13 protein-coding genes are annotated in these 17483 nt (G+C 54.1%); 8 read left to right on the top strand and 5 right to left on the bottom strand.

Features of this window, described 5'->3' with window-relative positions; translation table 11 throughout:
* Nucleotides 1–4: 4 nt before the first annotated feature.
* The 4 genes from feoA to OGX67_RS03720 all read left to right on the top strand — a co-directional run bounded on the left by feoA (nucleotide 5) and on the right by OGX67_RS03720 (nucleotide 4013).
* On the top strand, nucleotides 5–232 hold the full coding sequence (gene feoA, locus OGX67_RS03735) for a ferrous iron transporter A (RefSeq protein ID WP_003023519.1): 228 nt from the start codon (nucleotides 5–7) through the stop codon (nucleotides 230–232).
* Nucleotides 233–250: 18 nt separating this feature from the next.
* Nucleotides 251–2569, top strand: coding sequence for a Fe(2+) transporter permease subunit FeoB (feoB, locus tag OGX67_RS03730; RefSeq protein WP_286525931.1), 2319 nt, complete (start codon nucleotides 251–253; stop codon nucleotides 2567–2569).
* 11 nt (nucleotides 2570–2580) lie between these two features.
* Nucleotides 2581–2817, top strand: coding sequence for a [Fe-S]-dependent transcriptional repressor FeoC (gene feoC, locus OGX67_RS03725; RefSeq protein ID WP_003023516.1), 237 nt, complete (start codon nucleotides 2581–2583; stop codon nucleotides 2815–2817).
* A 245-nt stretch (nucleotides 2818–3062) separates the two neighbouring features.
* On the top strand, nucleotides 3063–4013 hold the full coding sequence (locus OGX67_RS03720) for an Rpn family recombination-promoting nuclease/putative transposase (protein ID WP_257651314.1): 951 nt from the start codon (nucleotides 3063–3065) through the stop codon (nucleotides 4011–4013).
* 45 nt (nucleotides 4014–4058) lie between these two features.
* On the opposite strand, the gene bioH is transcribed toward OGX67_RS03720, so the two are convergent.
* Nucleotides 4059–4829, bottom strand: a complete 771-nt coding sequence (gene bioH / locus OGX67_RS03715) for a pimeloyl-ACP methyl ester esterase BioH (RefSeq protein WP_110248760.1) — start codon at nucleotides 4827–4829, stop codon at nucleotides 4059–4061.
* Nucleotides 4830–4866: 37 nt separating this feature from the next.
* Here bioH and gntX point away from each other — a divergent pair, with 37 nt between their 5' ends.
* The 3 genes from gntX to gntT all read left to right on the top strand — a co-directional run bounded on the left by gntX (nucleotide 4867) and on the right by gntT (nucleotide 7869).
* On the top strand, nucleotides 4867–5550 hold the full coding sequence (gene gntX, locus OGX67_RS03710) for a DNA utilization protein GntX (RefSeq protein ID WP_054528856.1): 684 nt from the start codon (nucleotides 4867–4869) through the stop codon (nucleotides 5548–5550).
* 58 nt (nucleotides 5551–5608) lie between these two features.
* A complete protein-coding gene (gene nfuA / locus OGX67_RS03705; RefSeq protein WP_003023509.1) occupies nucleotides 5609–6184 on the top strand; it encodes a Fe-S biogenesis protein NfuA in 576 nt (191 codons plus the stop codon).
* 368 nt (nucleotides 6185–6552) lie between these two features.
* Complete coding sequence (gene gntT, locus OGX67_RS03700) at nucleotides 6553–7869, top strand: gluconate transporter (RefSeq protein WP_032950402.1); 1317 nt, start codon at nucleotides 6553–6555, stop codon at nucleotides 7867–7869.
* A gap of 45 nt (nucleotides 7870–7914) precedes the next feature.
* On the opposite strand, the gene malQ is transcribed toward gntT, so the two are convergent.
* Together malQ and malP are read right to left on the bottom strand one after the other, a co-directional pair.
* Nucleotides 7915–10002: a 4-alpha-glucanotransferase gene (malQ, locus tag OGX67_RS03695; RefSeq protein WP_046671278.1), complete on the bottom strand. Its 2088-nt coding sequence runs from the start codon at nucleotides 10000–10002 to the stop codon at nucleotides 7915–7917.
* A 9-nt stretch (nucleotides 10003–10011) separates the two neighbouring features.
* Entirely contained in the window at nucleotides 10012–12405 is a 2394-nt protein-coding gene (gene malP / locus OGX67_RS03690) for a maltodextrin phosphorylase (protein ID WP_257651315.1), read from the bottom strand.
* Between the two features lie 619 nt (nucleotides 12406–13024).
* Here malP and malT point away from each other — a divergent pair.
* Complete coding sequence (malT, locus tag OGX67_RS03685; protein WP_003837876.1) at nucleotides 13025–15730, top strand: HTH-type transcriptional regulator MalT; 2706 nt, start codon at nucleotides 13025–13027, stop codon at nucleotides 15728–15730.
* 41 nt (nucleotides 15731–15771) lie between these two features.
* Here the strand turns inward: malT and OGX67_RS03680 are convergent, their stop codons facing one another.
* Entirely contained in the window at nucleotides 15772–16530 is a 759-nt protein-coding gene (locus tag OGX67_RS03680; protein WP_003023499.1) for a DeoR/GlpR family transcriptional regulator, read from the bottom strand.
* A 95-nt stretch (nucleotides 16531–16625) separates the two neighbouring features.
* Nucleotides 16626–17456 carry a rhomboid family intramembrane serine protease GlpG gene (gene glpG / locus OGX67_RS03675; protein WP_003023496.1) on the bottom strand — a complete coding sequence of 277 codons (831 nt, stop codon included), beginning with the start codon at nucleotides 17454–17456 and terminating at the stop codon, nucleotides 16626–16628.
* Nucleotides 17457–17483 lie beyond the last annotated feature (27 nt).

The following is a 17483-nucleotide window of genomic DNA, read 5'->3' as shown; positions in this document are numbered from 1 at the left end:
CCCTATGCAATTCACTCCTGACAGTGCGTGGAAAATTACCGGCTTTGCCCGTGAAATCAGCCCGGCTTATCGTCAGAAACTGTTGTCACTTGGCATGCTGCCCGGCTCCTCCTTCAACGTAGTACGCGTCGCCCCGCTCGGCGATCCTATCCATATCGAAACGCGTCGCGTAAGTCTGGTATTGCGTAAAAAGGATTTGGCGTTATTAGAAGTGGAAGCGGTTTCCTGTTAATACAGTGAGTCTATAAAAATGAAAAAACTAACCATTGGTTTAATTGGTAATCCTAATTCCGGCAAGACAACTTTATTCAACCAGCTCACCGGCGCGCGCCAGCGTGTAGGTAACTGGGCTGGCGTTACCGTTGAGCGTAAAGAAGGTCATTTCGCCACAACGGACCATCAGGTCACGCTGGTGGATTTACCCGGCACCTATTCTCTGACGACAATCTCATCCCAGACCTCTCTCGATGAGCAGATTGCCTGCCACTATATTTTAAGCGGCGACGCGGATCTGTTGATCAACGTGGTCGATGCTTCAAACCTTGAACGCAACCTCTACCTGACGTTGCAACTGCTTGAGTTGGGCATCCCCTGCATCGTCGCGTTGAATATGCTGGATATCGCTGAAAAGCAGCAAATCCGTATTGATATCGACGCCCTCTCAGCACGTCTTGGCTGCCCGGTGGTTCCGCTGGTTTCCACCCGCGCCCGCGGCATTGAAGCGCTGAAGCTGGCGATCGATCGCTACAAAGAAAACGACACCGTCGAGCTGGTCCATTATGCCCAGCCGTTGCTGCAGGAAGCGGACTCCCTCGCCGACGCGATGGCCAAAGATATGCCGCTCAAACAGCGCCGCTGGCTGGGCCTGCAGATGCTGGAAGGCGATATCTACAGCCGCGCCTATGCGGGTGATGCCGCGCAAAATCTCGATGCCTCTATCGCACGCCTGAGCGAGACAATGGACGATCCGGCGCTGCATATCGCCGATGCGCGCTATCAGTGCATTGCCGCTATCTGCGATACCGTCAGCAATACTCTGACGGCAGAACCGAGCCGTTTCACCACCGCGGTAGATAAAATCGTTCTCAACCGCTTCCTCGGGCTACCGATTTTCCTGTTCGTGATGTATCTGATGTTCCTGCTCGCCATTAACATCGGCGGCGCACTGCAACCGTTGTTTGACGTTGGCTCCGTAGCACTCTTTATCCATGGTATTCAGTGGATTGGCTACACGCTGCACTTCCCGGACTGGCTAACCATCTTCCTGGCCCAGGGCCTTGGCGGCGGGATTAACACCGTGCTGCCGCTGGTACCGCAAATCGGCATGATGTATCTGTTCCTCTCCTTCCTTGAAGACTCCGGCTACATGGCGCGCGCCGCGTTTGTGATGGACCGTCTGATGCAGGCGCTGGGACTGCCGGGCAAATCGTTCGTCCCACTGATCGTCGGCTTTGGCTGTAACGTACCGTCCGTGATGGGCGCACGTACGCTGGACGCCCCGCGTGAGCGTCTGATGACCATCATGATGGCGCCGTTTATGTCCTGCGGCGCACGTCTGGCGATTTTCGCCGTCTTTGCCGCGGCGTTCTTTGGTCAGAACGGCGCACTGGCGGTCTTCTCGCTGTACGTACTGGGTATCGTGATGGCTGTTTTGACGGGCCTGATGCTCAAACACACCATCATGCGTGGTGAAGCAACGCCGTTCGTGATGGAGCTGCCGGTATATCACGTGCCGCACATCAAGAGTCTGATTATTCAGACCTGGCAACGCCTGAAAGGCTTCGTTCTGCGTGCAGGTAAAGTCATCATCATCGTCAGCATTTTCCTCAGCGCGTTTAACAGTTTCTCGCTGAGCGGGAAAATCGTCGATAACATCAACGACTCTGCTCTGGCCTCCGTTAGCCGTGTTATTACTCCTGTGTTTAAACCGATTGGCGTTCACGAAGATAACTGGCAGGCAACCGTAGGTTTGTTCACCGGCGCGATGGCGAAAGAAGTGGTGGTGGGTACGCTGAACACGCTCTATACCGCGGAAAACATTCAGGAAGAAGAGTTCAACCCGGCAGATTTCCACCTCGGTGACGAGCTGATCGGCGCAGTGGATGAAACCTGGCAAAGCCTGAAAGACACCTTCAGCCTGAGCGTACTGGCTAACCCTATCGAAGCCAGCAAGGGCGACGGCGAAATGGCGACGGGCGCAATGGGCGTGATGGGCGAGAAATTTGGCAGCGCCGCCGCCGCGTACAGCTACCTGATCTTTGTTCTGCTGTATGTGCCGTGCATTTCAATGATGGGCGCTATCGCACGTGAATCCAGCCGTGGCTGGATGAGTTTCTCGATTCTGTGGGGCCTGAATATCGCCTACTCTCTGTCGACGCTGTTTTATCAGACGGTCAGCTACAAAGAGCACCCGACCTACAGCCTGGTGTGCATTTTAGCGGTCATCCTGTTTAACATCGTGTTGCTGGGCCTACTGCGTCGAGCTCGCAGCCGCGTGGACCTCGCACTGCTGGCAACCAACAGAACGGCGAGTTCCTGCTGTTCCAGCACGACTGGCGATTGCCACTAAGGTTATCGACAATGGCATCACTTATTCAGGTTCGTGATTTATTGGCTTTGCGGGGGCGCATGGAGGCAACACAAATTAGCCACACGCTGCATACCCCGCAGCCCATGATTGACGCCATGCTGAATCAGTTAGAAAAGATGGGCAAAGCGGTGCGGATTCAGGAAGATGCCGACGGGTGTCTTTCCGGAAGCTGCAAAAGTTGCCCGGAAGGTAAAGCCTGCCTGCGCGAATGGTGGGCTTTACGCTAATCAGATGCTATTTGCCGGATGGCGCTACGCTTATCCGGCCTACAAATGATGCAAACGTCCAGGCCGGATAATTCGTTTATGCAGATATCCGGCTTTTTTGCGTAATGGATTCCACATAGATTTCATTATTTCAGCAAAAAAGATCTATCCTCCAGCCAGCTACGCATCGTTATTAATTCGTGGATGATTACTGCCGACCATGAAAGTAGAGTCTCGTCATCTTGTTTCTCAGGTGACGGATCGCCATGAATACTGACACGACTGCTACGCCGCATGACGCGATTTTCAAAACGTTCTTAAACCACCCGGCAACCGCACGCGACTTTCTTCAGCTCCATCTTCCAGCCTCTTTACAAAAACTATGCGATCTTAAAACGCTGCAACTGGAATCAGGCAGCTTTATCGAGGACGATTTACGCGCGTACTATTCCGACGTGCTGTGGTCGTTAAAAACTCGCGAAGGTGATGGTTACATTTACACCATTATTGAACATCAAAGCAGCGCCGATGCTCACATGGCATTTCGGCTAATGCGCTATGCCATTGCGGTAATGCAGCGTCATCTGGATGCGGGACATAAGAAGCTGCCTCTGGTAATCCCCCTACTTTTTTATCATGGTGCAGCAAGCCCATACCCCTATTCACTTTGTTGGCTGGACGAGTTTAATGACCCAGAGTCCGCCAGACAGCTTTATAGCACCGCGTTTCCATTGATCGATATCACCGTTATGCCCGATGACGAGATTATGCAGCATCGCCGGATGGCGCTGTTGGAACTCATCCAAAAACATATCCGTAAACGCGATTTAATGGGGCTGGTAGAAAAACTGGCCATCCTGCTTGTTAAAGGACACGCTAATGACAACCAGTTGAAAGCCTTGTTTAATTACCTGATGCAAGCCGGAGACACCATGCATTTTGGGGAATTTATTCATGAAATCGTCGAACGTTTACCCCAACACAAGGAGAGATTGATGACAATCGCTGAGAGGCTACGGCAGGAAGGACATTTTAATGGTCTTCAGGAAGGCCATCGGAAAGGATTACAAGAGGGGTTACAAACAGGTCTACAACAAGGCAAACGAGAGGAAGCTTTGCGCATCGCGACGACCATGCTAGCGGATGGTATCGACAGATTAACAATACTCAGAATTACCGGGCTTAGCGCTAAAGACCTGCCTGCGCAACCGCATTAATTTCAGGCCCGGCAAGCGCGACGCTACCGGGCAAATCAACATTGGCTATAGCTGTTGTTTTAACGCCACCAGCGCTGAGCAGAACTCCGCCGGATGCGAGATAAACGGCGCATGCGCCGCCTTAGCAAACACCAACGACTCGCTCTGCGGCCACAGGGCATCCAGCATCGGGACGACTTTGCGCGGCACCAGGCCATCAAGATAGCCGTACAACCGCAGGAAAGGCATTTCCACCGTGCACAGCGGTTCCCGCAGATCGACCGTTTTCAGGATCTCCAGCCCGCCATTAAGCACCTCGACGTCCGGCATGGGTAAAGCCAGCACCGTTTTCTTCAACGCTCGCGCATCCTGACGCGCGGTTTCCGTACCCATCGTTTGCAATGCCAGAAAACGCTCCACTGTACGCTGGAAATCTTCGCTCAGCTGCTGCTGGAAGCCTGCCAGCACCTCTGGCTTGATACCCGGCCACTCATCCCGCGCGTTAAAGCAAGGGGAAGACGCGACGGTCACCAGCGCCTGAACACGCTCAGGATGCGTTAGGGCTACCTGACTCGCGACCAACCCGCCCAGACTCCAGCCGAGCCAGATAGCTTTCTCCGGTGCCTGATTCAATACCCGCTCAGCCATCTCTTCCAGCGACATTGCACCGAAACCCTGGCTACGACCAAATCCCGGTAAGTCGACAAGATGCAGCGTAAAATGCGAACTCAGTTCCTCGCTTATGCAATGCCACACTTGCGCATTCAGTCCCCATCCGTGCAGCAGCACAAGATGGCAATTTCCCGAACCCTGGGTCTGCCACCAGATGTCATTCATCAGTTATTGTTCTCTTTTAGCCTGAAAGGATGCATCTATGCTAACAGTACCGGGATTGTGCTGGCTATGCCGAATGCCCCTGACGTTAGGGCATTGGGGGATCTGCTCAGTCTGTACGCGGGCAACGCGCCAACACGCCAGCCTATGCCCCCAATGTGGACTCCCTGCCGCTCATACCGTCATTCCCTGTGGGCGCTGTCTGCAAAAACCGCCGCCGTGGCAGCGGCTGGTCACCGTCAGCGACTATGTTCCGCCGTTGAGCGGGCTTATCCACCAGCTCAAGTTTTCGCGACGCAGCGAAACAGCCTCCGCTCTTTCGCGTTTGCTGTTGCTGGAGGTACTACAGGCCCGGCGCGTCAGCGCTCTTCCTCTGCCGGACAGGCTGGTCAGCGTCCCGCTCTGGCAACGCCGACACTGGCGCAGAGGGTTTAATCAGAGCGATTTACTGTGCCGTCCGCTTGCACGCTGGCTGGGTTGCGACTGGGACAGCCGGACCATCTCGCGGGTTCGGGCAACCGCCACACAGCACCATCTCAGCGCCCGATTACGTAAACGTAACCTGAAAAATGCCTTTCGCCTTGAATTGCCGGTGCAGGGACTCCATATGGTTATTGTGGATGATGTCGTCACTACCGGAAGTACCGTCGCGGAAATCGCGCAGCTGCTTTTACGCAACGGCGCGGCGACTGTCCAGGTATGGTGCCTGTGTCGAACCTTGTAGAGCCTCGATGATGGGCGTATTATAACCAAGTAAAATAGTCAACTATTAGGCCATTACTATGATCCATATTTCCGATGCTGCACAAGCGCACTTTGCCAAACTGCTGGCAAATCAGGAAGAAGGGACACAAATCCGCGTATTTGTGATTAATCCCGGCACGCCTAACGCTGAATGCGGCGTTTCTTATTGTCCGCCGGACGCCGTGGAAGCAACCGACACCGCCATTAAATTTGACCTGCTGACCGCATATGTTGATGAACTGAGCGCACCGTATCTGGAAGATGCAGAAATCGATTTCGTTACCGACCAGTTAGGCTCCCAGCTGACCCTGAAAGCACCAAACGCCAAAATGCGTAAAGTTGCCGATGATGCGCCGCTGATGGAACGTGTGGAGTACATGCTGCAATCGCAGATCAACCCACAGCTGGCTGGTCACGGTGGTCGCGTATCTCTGATGGAAATCACCGATGAAGGCTACGCCATTCTGCAGTTTGGCGGCGGCTGTAACGGCTGTTCAATGGTCGATGTGACGCTGAAAGAAGGTATCGAGAAGCAGCTGCTGGCTGAATTCCCTGAACTGAAAGGCGTTCGCGATTTAACCGAACACCAGCGCGGCGAGCACTCTTACTACTAACGACCAGACTTGTAGGCCCGGTAAGACGCATCCGCGTCGCCACCGGGCATCGATGCCGGATGGCAGCGTAAACGCTTTATCCGGCCTACGCCCTTACATTTCTCTGCACGCACCCTGTAATAATCCCCCGCATAATTTGACCAGCCTCTCATAATTTAAATTTTGCCTGCCCAGGTGATTTTCAAGCGCCTCATGTTACCCGTATCATTCGTATCAGCACCTAACACACACATAATAGCCAGCTAAACTGATTAGTTTTGCAGGCAACCAGCATTGGTGCTGAGAATACTCTGTTCCCGGTCGGGACAATCGGAATTTGTCATCTAAACACTGACGTTACCCATAACAAAGTTAAGGCCAGGTAAATCATGCCATTAGTCATCGTTGCTATCGGTGTAATCTTGTTACTCCTCCTGATGATCCGTTTCAAAATGAACGGCTTCATCGCTCTCGTCCTGGTGGCGCTTGCTGTCGGATTGATGCAAGGGATGCCACTGGATAAAGTCATCGGTTCAATTAAAGCCGGCGTCGGCGGAACCCTTGGCAGCCTCGCCCTGATTATGGGTTTTGGCGCCATGCTGGGCAAAATGCTGGCGGACTGCGGCGGCGCACAGCGCATCGCAACCACCCTGATTGCTAAATTCGGCAAAAAACATATTCAATGGGCGGTGGTATTAACCGGCTTCACCGTTGGTTTTGCCCTGTTCTACGAAGTTGGTTTCGTACTGATGCTGCCGCTGGTGTTCACCATTGCCGCTGCTGCCAATATCCCGCTGCTGTACGTTGGCGTGCCAATGGCTGCGGCACTGTCCGTAACGCACGGCTTCCTGCCACCGCACCCGGGTCCAACCGCTATTGCCACCATTTTCCACGCAGATATGGGTAAAACCCTGCTGTTTGGTACGATTCTGGCAATCCCGACCGTTATTCTCGCCGGTCCGGTATACGCACGTTTCCTGAAAGGCATTGATAAGCCAATCCCGGAAGGTCTGTACAGCGCAAAAACCTTCACTGAAGAAGAGATGCCAGGCTTTGGCGTCAGCGTCTGGACCTCTCTGGTCCCGGTTATTCTGATGGCAATGCGCGCCGTGGCGGAGATGATTCTGCCGAAAGGTCATGCTTTCCTGACGGTTGCAGAATTCCTCGGTGACCCGGTCATGGCAACGCTGATTGCAGTGCTGATTGCGATGTTCACGTTTGGTCTGAACCGCGGACGTTCGATGGATCAGATTAACGACACGCTGGTGTCTTCAATCAAAATCATCGCGATGATGCTGTTGATCATCGGTGGTGGCGGAGCCTTCAAACAGGTCCTGGTTGATAGCGGCGTGGACAAATACATCGCCTCAATGATGCACGGCTCTAACGTGTCTCCGCTGCTGATGGCATGGTCTATCGCTGCAGTACTGCGTATCGCATTGGGTTCCGCAACCGTTGCAGCGATCACCGCTGGTGGGATAGTGGCGCCGCTGATTGCAACAACCGGCGTAAGCCCTGAGCTGATGGTTATTGCGGTTGGTTCCGGTTCTGTCATCTTCTCCCACGTGAACGATCCAGGTTTCTGGCTGTTCAAGGAGTACTTCAACCTAACCATCGGTGAAACCATCAAGTCATGGTCAATGCTGGAAACCATTATCTCCGTCTGCGGTCTGGTAGGGTGTCTGCTGTTAAATATGGCAATCTGATGTAAAAAAGCCGGGTGGCGCTAGCGCCTACCCGGCTTGATTTCTTTATTTCTTCTTCGCGGCCGCTTTTCGCCGCTTATCCAAATCCTTAATTAGCTTATTCACTCTCTCATCGGCAAACATCTGCTCCAGCGTGGCGGTGAGCTTACGCCGCCAGTTTTTGTACTGGTCGCTGGTCCCCGGAATGTTGACCGGTTCAGCCATATCCAGCCAGTCTTCCGGTTGTAGGCCCAGCAGCGCACTGTTGCTGTCAGCGATGTAGCGTTGCATGCCGCGATTAAGAATCGGCGTCATCGACATCAGGGACGCCTTGTGACCGGCACGTTTTGGCAGGCAGCCGTATTTGTGCAGCGCGTCCAGCAGCCCCTGTTTCGCCAGCTCTCGGTCCTGATACAGCCCGCGCAGCACGACTTCATCCGGATACAGGCCCAGTGCTTTACCCAGCGTCAAATCGCCGCTATCCCAATAACCTTTAAGCGTAGGAAGGTCATGCGTCGCCGCGACTGCCATTGATTGTTCCGGGTACGCTTTCGGCGTACGGAAGTTTTTCTCATGGTCATTCTCGAAATAAAGCACTTTGTAGGAGTACACGCCGCTGTCGCGCAGCTTGCTGACGATCTCCACCGGCACAGTACCCAGATCCTCACCAATTACCATGCAGTGATGACGTTTACTCTCCAGCGCCAGAATTGAAAGCAGGTCATCGACCGGATAGTGCACGTAAGCGCCGTGATCGGCAGTTTCACCGTAGGGGATCCACCACAGACGCAGCATCGACATAACATGGTCGATACGCAGCGCACCGCAGTTCTGCATATTGGCGCGCAGCAGTTCGATAAACGGTTCGTAGGCGCGTGCCGTGATGATGTGCGGATCCATCGGCGGCAGCCCCCAGTTTTGTCCGAGCGGACCGAGAATATCCGGCGGCGCACCAACCGAGGCTTTCAGGCAATACAGCTCGCGGTCGCACCAGGTTTCCGCCCCACCTTCGGCCACGCCAACCGCCAGATCGCGATACAGTCCAATCGGCATCGCAAAACTCTGGCTGGTTTTCCAGCAGTCAGCAAACTGGGTATACGCCAGCCACTGTAACCACAGGTAGAAATCCACATCGTCACGATGTTCTTCGCAGAAGCGTTTTACCTCTGGCGAGTCCACTGACTGGAAAGCTTTCGGCCACACCGGCCATCCCCAGCGCAATGCGTCCTCTTTCACCTGATGCGCATGCAGCGCATCAAAGGCTGCCTGCCAGTAGAGGCTGTCCCCTTCCTGAGACACAAACTGGCGAAAGGCCGCCATCTGCTCATCATCACGTACAGAGAAGCTTTTCCACGCCATACGTAGCGCCGTCATCTTCAGTGCAGTAACGGCAGAATAATCAACCCACTCGGCATCGCGCGCACGTTGCAGAGCTTGCTGAGTCGCGGGTTTCTGCCACCACGCCTGCGCCTCTTTACTCAGACGGAAATCGTCTACGGCGTTCACATCAATATAAATCACGTTCAACCAGCGGCGTGAAGACGGGCTGTACGGGCTGGCGCTCTCCGGGTTAGCCGGATACAGCGCGTGAATAGGATTAAGCCCGATAAACGCGCCGCCGCGTTGCGCCACATCTACCAGCATGGCGCGGAGATCGCCAAAGTCGCCAATCCCCCAGTTCTTTTCTGATCGCAGGGTGTAGAGCTGAACGCATGCGCCCCACAGCTTCTGCCCGGCTAACAGCGCCTGCGGTTCATAGCAGCGCTTTGGTGCCACGATGATACGACAATGGGTACGCAGCTCGCCCTGGGTCAGGGTCAACGTGTGATACCCCTCCGGCAGCTTCGCCGGAAGAGTGAAAGATTTACCGCCGACGGCATGCCCTTTGTGCTGCACGCCCTCTTCGGTGGTCAGCAGCCAGTTAAACTCTCCGCTTCCCTCAACCGCCAGCGGCATTTTCTTACCGGCGGTATAGACCATGACATTCGGCACCGGAGTTACCGCCACCTGAGTGGCAGCGGTGGTGCGATGCATGGCGTCAAGCAAACGCCGTTTGGTTTCGGCACCAATAGACTGCGGTTTACCGTGGGCATTAATGTAATTGGGGCTGATCCCCGCCGCCAGCGCGGCATTATCCAGACGTTTGCTTTCCATCGCGATTCCTTAACGTTTCGCCTGCCAGATACGAGCCTGATAATCGCGGATGGAGCGATCCGAGCTGAACATGCCGCAACGTGCGGTATTCAGAATCGCCGCCCGGGTCCAGGCTTCCTGGTCACGATACAACACGTCAACCTGCTTCTGAGCTTCAACGTAGGCCGCGAAGTCCGCCATTACCAGATACGGGTCGCCGCCCTGCTTGCCGATACTGTGCAGCATCTGGTCAAAGGCATGCTTGTCGCCGTCGCTGTATTTCCCGCTTTCCAGCTCTTTCAGGACAGCATCCAGCACTTTGTCTTTTTTACGCCATTTCACCGGGTCGTAGCCTTTGGCTTTGAGCACCTTCACCTCTTCCACGGTATGACCAAAGATAAAGATATTCTCGTCACCCACCTTCTCGGCGATTTCGACGTTTGCGCCATCCAGCGTACCAACGGTTAACGCACCGTTCAGCGCCAGCTTCATGTTACCGGTGCCGGAAGCCTCTTTCCCTGCGGTTGAAATTTGCTCAGAGATATCCGCCGCCGGGATCAGCATTTCCGCCGCCGAGACACAATAATCCGGCAGGAAGACGACCTTCAGCTTGTCGCCAACTTTCGGGTCGTTATTGATAGTTTGTGCAACCTGGTTGATGGCGAAGATGATATTTTTCGCCAGGTAGTAACCCGGAGCCGCTTTTGCGCCAAACAGGAATACGCGCGGCACGCGATCTGCCTGCGGGTTGTCACGGATTTCTTTGTACAACGCCAGAATATGCAGCAGGTTGAGGTGCTGACGCTTGTATTCATGCAGACGTTTAATCTGAATATCAAAGATAGCGTTAGTCGTTATTTCAATACCGGTACGCGCTTTAATAAACTTCACCAGGCGCTCTTTGTTCGCCAGCTTGATGTCGCGATACTGCTGACGGAACTTCGCGTCGTCTGCATATTTTTCCAGGTTAATCAACTGGTCGAGGTCGTTGGCCCACTCTTTTTTCAGCGTTTTATCCAGCAGTGCGGCAAGCGCCGGGTTGCACTGCTTAATCCAGCGACGTGGGGTAATCCCATTGGTGACGTTATGGAATTTGTTCGGCCAGAGCTGGTGGTATTCAGGGAACAGATCTTTCACCACCAGATCGGAGTGCAGCGCCGCCACACCGTTAACAGCAAAGCCGCTGACCACGCACATGTTAGCCATGCGCACCTGTTTGTTGTGCACCACCGCCAGCTTCGCCCAGACTTCAGCATCACCCGGCCAGGTTTTATCGACCAACGTCTTAAAGCGCTCGTTAATCTCTTTGATGATTTGCATATGGCGCGGCAGTAGCGCTTTCACAAGCTTCTCGTCCCAGCACTCCAACGCCTCTGGCATAAGGGTGTGGTTGGTGTAAGCAAAGGTTTTGCTGGTAATGGCCCACGCATCGTCCCAGCTCATCTGGTGCTCATCAATCAGCACGCGCAGCAGCTCAGGAATGGCAATGGTCGGGTGAGTATCGTTGAGCTGAATAACTTCAAAATCAGCCAGCTCATGCAGTTTACGCCCTGCCAGATGATGGCGGCGCAGAATGTCAGCTACAGAACAGGCACACTGGAAGTACTGCTGCATCAGGCGCAGCTTTTTACCCGCGGTGTGGTTATCGTTCGGGTACAGCACTTTCGTCAGTTTTTCGGCGTCGATGCCCTGCTGCTCTGCGCGCAGGAAATCACCGTCGTTAAATTTGGTCAGGTTAAACGGATGCGCGTGGCTGGCCTGCCACAGACGCAGCGGTTGCGCTACGCCGTTACGGTAGCCGAGAACTGGCAGATCCCAGGCCTGACCGGTGATGGTAAAACCTGGCTCCCAGTGGCCTTCTTTGCTGACCTTGCCGCCAATCCCAACCTGCACATCCAGCGCCTCGTTGTGACGGAACCACGGGTAGCTGCCACGATGCCAGTCATCCGGGGCTTCCATCTGTTGCCCATCGGCAAAGGACTGACGGAACAGGCCGTACTGGTAGTTGAGGCCATACCCCGTCGCCGACTGGCCGACAGTCGCCATCGAATCGAGGAAGCAGGCTGCCAGGCGTCCCAATCCACCGTTACCCAACGCCGGATCGGTCTCCTCTTCCAGCAGGTCGGTCAGGTTGACATCATGTGCTTTCAGCTCATCGCTCACCTCCTGATACCAGCCGAGGTTGAGTAAGTTATTGCCGGTCAGACGGCCAATCAAAAACTCCATCGAGATGTAGTTAACGTGACGCTGATTTTTTGCCGGTTTCGCCGCAGGCTGGGCGCTGAGTAACTCAGCCAACGCCCCACTCACTGCCCGCCACCACTGGCGCGACGTCATTTCTTGAGCCGACAGTAAACCGAAGCGCTGCCACTGACGCGTCAGGGCAGCCTGAAATTGATCTTTGTTGAAAGTAGGCTGTGACATAGGGGTTCCAGATCCTTAGGTAATAAAACAACGTTATCGCTAGTTTGCCTGGCTCGTTGTTGACATTCCTCATCCTGGCACGGATTAGGGAGGGAGGAGGAGCGGGGATGAGCATAAAAGTGTGATCACCGCCACTTAAAGGGGGCGTAATCACCCGTAAATTCGCGCAAACCGTGCATAACGCCCTTTGGATGACGCATTAATAACAAAGGATTAATCGACAATCTCAAATAATGGAGTGACGATGAGAAACAAAATGTAAATAGAGAAATAGTTTCTAACCTGAAATATCTATGCCGGGTAAGATAATTCACATAAAAATTTTAAGTCGGCCACAAAATTCGTCGATTTTGATTAGTCGCCTGAGTAACCATATAAAAACAGAGGGATTTTTCGACACATTAAAAATTACAACGGATCCAGTCGCCACGCCTGTTGCGACTCTTTAAAACAATTATTGCAATAGATGTATAGATTTGTGACATAGTGCAAAATCAGACACACAAAAAGTCCGCTTAGCTTGCATAAAACACCAATCTGGCCGACCTTATATCTATTAATTACGAAGCGCAAAAAAAAATCATTCTTCCCTATTTTCACACAGTGAAGTGACTAACTTATGTTGATTCCGTCTAAATTAAGTCGTCCGGTTCGACTCGACCATACGGTGGTTCGTGAGCGCCTGTTGGCTAAACTTTCCGGCGTGAACAATTTCAGGCTTGCCCTGATAACAAGTCCTGCTGGTTATGGAAAAACAACGCTGGTTTCACAATGGGCGGCGGGGAAGAACGACTTAGGTTGGTACTCTCTGGATGAAGGCGATAATCAACAAGAGCGCTTTGCCAGCTATCTGATCGCCGCCATCCAACAGGCAACGGGTGGACATTGCACCACCAGCGAAGCGATGGTGCAAAAGCGCCAGTACGCCAGTCTGACGTCACTGTTTGCCCAGCTATTTATCGAACTGGCCGAGTGGCACCGTCCGCTCTACCTGGTGGTGGATGATTATCATCTGATCTCCAATCCGGCTATTCACGAAGCGATGCGTTTCTTCCTGCGTCACCAGCCTGAAAACCTCACGCTGGTCGTACTGTCGCGCAACCTGCCGCAGTTGGGTATTGCCAATCTGCGGGTACGCGATCAACTGCTGGAAATAGGCAGCCAACAGCTGGCCTTTAATCATCAGGAAGCCAAACAATTTTTCGACCGACGTTTGTCCTCTCCCATTGAAGCGGCAGAAAGCAGCCGGATGTGCGATGACGTTGCTGGCTGGGCCACAGCGTTACAGCTGATCGCCCTCTCCGCCCGCCAGAACAACCATTCTGCGCACCAGTCCGCACGCCGTCTCGCGGGGATCAACGCCAGCCATTTGTCCGATTATCTGGTTGATGAAGTGCTGGACAGCGTCGACCTCGGCACCCGTCACTTCCTGCTGAAAAGCGCCATTCTGCGTTCCATGAACGATGCGCTGATCGTCCGCGTTACCGGGGAAGAAAATGGCCAGATGCGGCTGGAAGAAATTGAGCGCCAGGGGTTATTCCTGCAGCGGATGGATGACGTTGGCGAGTGGTTCAGCTATCACCCGCTGTTTGGCAGCTTTTTACGCCAGCGCTGCCAATGGGAGTTGGCGAACGAACTGCCCGAAATACACCGCGCCGCCGCCGAAAGCTGGATGGCGCAAGGCTTCCCCAGCGAAGCTATCCACCACGCGCTGGCGGCCGGTGACGCCCATATGCTGCGCGATATCCTGCTTAATCATGCGTGGGGACTGTTTAACCACAGCGAGCTGACGTTACTGGAAGAGTCGCTGAAAGCCCTGCCGTGGGAAAGCCTGCTGGAAAATCCGCGTCTGGTTCTGCTACAGGCCTGGCTGATGCAGAGCCAGCACCGCTACGGAGAGGTTAACACCCTGCTGGCGCGCGCAGAGCAGGAAATAAAAGGCGACATGGAGCCAACGCTGCACGCCGAATTCAACGCTTTACGGGCGCAGGTAGCGATTAACGATGGCAACCCTGACGAAGCCGAACGCCTGGCAAAACTGGCGCTGGATGAATTACCCATCGCCTGGTTCTATAGTCGTATCGTCGCCACCTCGGTGCACGGCGAAGTCCTGCATTGTAAGGGCGATCTCACGCGCTCTCTGGCGTTAATGCAGCAAACCGAGCAAATGGCACGTCATCATGACGTCTGGCATTACGCACTGTGGAGCCTTATCCAGCAAAGCGAAATTTTGTTTGCCCAAGGCTTTTTACAAGCCGCCTGGGAGACTCAGGAAAAAGCGTTCCAGCTGATCAAAGAGCAGCACCTGGAACAGCTGCCGATGCACGAGTTCCTGGTACGTATTCGCGCGCAGCTCCTGTGGGCATGGGCGCGTCTGGACGAATCAGAAGCCTCTGCCCGTAGCGGTATTGAACTGCTTTCCACTTTCCAGCCGCAGCAGCAGCTACAGTGTCTGGCGCTGCTGGTTCAGTGTTCACTTGCGCGGGGTGATCTTGATAACGCTCGCAGCCTGCTCAACCGTCTGGAAAACCTGCTGGGCAACGGTCACTATCACAGCGACTGGATCTCCAACGCCGATAAGGTGCGGGTGATTTACTGGCAAATGGTGAGCGACAAAAACTCTGCCGCCAACTGGCTGCGCCACACGCCGAAACCAGAATTCGCCAATAACCACTTCCTGCAAAGCCAGTGGCGCAACATCGCTCGCGCGCAAATCCTGTTGGGTGAGTTTGAACCGGCTGAAATTGTGCTGGAAGAGTTGAATGAAAATGCGCGCAATCTGCGCCTGATGAGCGATCTGAACCGTAACCTGCTGCTGCTTAATCAGCTCTACTGGCAGGCAGGGCGCAAAAATGACGCCCAGCGTGTGTTACTCGAGGCCCTACAGCTGGCGAACCGCACCGGGTTTATCAGCCACTTTGTTATCGAAGGCGAGGCCATGGCGCAACAACTGCGTCAGCTGATTCAGCTCAATACCTTACCGGAACTCGATCAGCACCGCGCCCAGCGCATTTTGCGTGAAATTAACCAGCATCATCGCCATAAATTCGCTCACTTCGATGAAGGGTTCGTTGAGCGTCTGCTGACTCACCCGGAAGTACCAGAGCTTATCCGCACCAGCCCGCTGACCCAGCGCGAATGGCAGGTTCTGGGACTAATTTATTCGGGCTACAGCAACGAGCAGATCGCCGCAGAGCTGGCCGTCGCGGCAACGACCATCAAGACGCACATCCGCAATTTGTACCAAAAGCTCGGCGTCGCACACCGCCAGGATGCGGTGCAACATGCGCAGAAGCTGCTGAAAATGATGGGATACGGCGTTTAGTTAATGCCTGATACGCGACGCTTATCAGGCCTGGAATTACCTTAGCACAGCTCTAACTGAATATGATGGTCAGCAATCACCTGCATCACACCAGCAGGCGGCAGCGTATCGGTATACACCGCATCCACCATGCTGATGCTGCCCATATTCACCATCGCGTTACGCCCAAACTTCGAGTGGTCCACCACCAGCATCACATGACGTGAATTCTCAATGATCGCGCGTTTGGTGCGAACTTCGTGATAATCAAATTCCAGCAGCGAACCATCGCTGTCGATACCGCTGATGCCTAAGATGCCGAAGTCCAGACGGAACTGAGAAATAAAGTCGAGGGTCGCTTCGCCCATAATACCGCCGTCGCGGCTACGCAGTTCACCACCGGCGAGGATTATGCGGAAATCCTCTTTCGCCATCAGCGTATTCGCCACATTGAGGTTGTTGGTCACAATGCGTAAATTGCTGTGATTGAGCAGCGCGTGAGCCACCGCTTCCGGCGTAGTTCCGATATCAATAAACAGCGTAGAACCGTTCGGGATCTGCGTGGCAACTTTGCGGGCAATGCGCTCTTTTTCCGCCGTCTGCGTTGCTTTACGGTCATGCCACGGGGTGTTAACGGAGCTGGATGGCAACGCCGCGCCGCCGTGATGGCGCAAAATCATGTTCTGATCGGCCAGATCGTTAAGATCGCGGCGAATCGTCTGCGGGCTGACGGAGAAATGCTCCACCAGCTCTTCAGTACTGACGTATCCCTGTTTTTTTACCAGCTCGATAATCGCGTCATGTCGTTGTGTTTGCTTCATTATTGTTCCCTGAAATTTTGCCGGATGCGCTGACGCTTATCCGGCCTACAAATTGGTCCAAACGCACACCGCCTTCCGGCACCACAAAACTTGAATCAAGTTCGTTTTCGTACATTTATAGTATCGGCAAACGCCATTGCCAAACCCACGGCCAACCCGGCGATATGAGCGCCATTCGCCATCGACATGCCGAATAGATCAAACCAACCGGCAACAATCCAGATCAAGGCAAAGATAATCAAACCACGCTGCAGGAAAATACCGCTCTGCGGATCGCGCTCGCCGCGCAACCACACGTAGCCCATCAGCGCATATACCACGCCAGACAATCCACCAAACCACGGGCCGCTAAATTTCTGCTGAACATAGCCGCTCAACAGGGCGCTGATCACGGTAATAACAATCAGTTTTCCACTGCCCAGACGCTTTTCAACCGCACCGCCGAGATACCACCACCACAGCAGGTTGAACAGAATATGCATCAGCGAGAAGTGCATAAAAGCGTGGGTGAAATAACGCCAGAATTCAAATTTCAGCGAAGGGTCAAACGGCCATGCCAGCCAGAGCATCACAGCCTGATCGCCCAGCACGTTCATCGCGATAAACACCAGCACACACGCGGCCATCACCAACCAGGTTACCGGACCTGCGCGTTCGCGCAATGTGGCCAGGAACGGATAACGTTGGTAGCGCAGACCGCTGTCGGTCTGACCCGACTGCCAGCTTGCCGCGAGGTAGCGCGGATCGCCCGGATTTTCCAGAAACCGCACCAGTTCAGCGTGCACGCGCTGAGCCTGGGACTCATCCGCCAGCCAGACATCCGTTTGCTGATGTTGTTGAATCGTCAGGATAACGCCCTGTGTCGCCATATAATCAACAAATGCCTGCGCCACGCGGGGGTTAGCAAAAGAGGTAATCATCAACATGGTTGCTGTCGCTTATTCCACACAAAA

This window comes from Citrobacter sp. Cf118, assembly GCF_030334095.1.
Taxonomy (GTDB): Bacteria; Pseudomonadota; Gammaproteobacteria; order Enterobacterales; family Enterobacteriaceae; genus Citrobacter; species Citrobacter freundii.
The sequence above is the reverse complement of the archived record's forward strand: the minus strand, read 5'-3'. Positions and strand labels throughout refer to the sequence as shown.

Bases quoted from the DNA above. Each gene is read 5' to 3' on its own strand.
- OGX67_RS03680 (WP_003023499.1), bottom strand. From the start codon at position 16,530: ATGAAGCAAACACAACGACATGACGCGATTATCGAGCTGGTAAAAAAA.
- bioH (WP_110248760.1), bottom strand. From the start codon at position 4,829: ATGAATGACATCTGGTGGCAGACCCAGGGTTCGGGAAATTGCCATCTT.
- nfuA (WP_003023509.1), top strand. From the start codon at position 5,609: ATGATCCATATTTCCGATGCTGCACAAGCGCACTTTGCCAAACTGCTG.
- malP (WP_257651315.1), bottom strand. From the start codon at position 12,405: ATGTCACAGCCTACTTTCAACAAAGATCAATTTCAGGCTGCCCTGACG.
- feoB (WP_286525931.1), top strand. From the start codon at position 251: ATGAAAAAACTAACCATTGGTTTAATTGGTAATCCTAATTCCGGCAAG.
- malT (WP_003837876.1), top strand. From the start codon at position 13,025: ATGTTGATTCCGTCTAAATTAAGTCGTCCGGTTCGACTCGACCATACG.
- malQ (WP_046671278.1), bottom strand. From the start codon at position 10,002: ATGGAAAGCAAACGTCTGGATAATGCCGCGCTGGCGGCGGGGATCAGC.
- gntX (WP_054528856.1), top strand. From the start codon at position 4,867: ATGCTAACAGTACCGGGATTGTGCTGGCTATGCCGAATGCCCCTGACG.
- feoC (WP_003023516.1), top strand. From the start codon at position 2,581: ATGGCATCACTTATTCAGGTTCGTGATTTATTGGCTTTGCGGGGGCGC.
- feoA (WP_003023519.1), top strand. From the start codon at position 5: ATGCAATTCACTCCTGACAGTGCGTGGAAAATTACCGGCTTTGCCCGT.
- gntT (WP_032950402.1), top strand. From the start codon at position 6,553: ATGCCATTAGTCATCGTTGCTATCGGTGTAATCTTGTTACTCCTCCTG.
- glpG (WP_003023496.1), bottom strand. From the start codon at position 17,456: ATGTTGATGATTACCTCTTTTGCTAACCCCCGCGTGGCGCAGGCATTT.
- OGX67_RS03720 (WP_257651314.1), top strand. From the start codon at position 3,063: ATGAATACTGACACGACTGCTACGCCGCATGACGCGATTTTCAAAACG.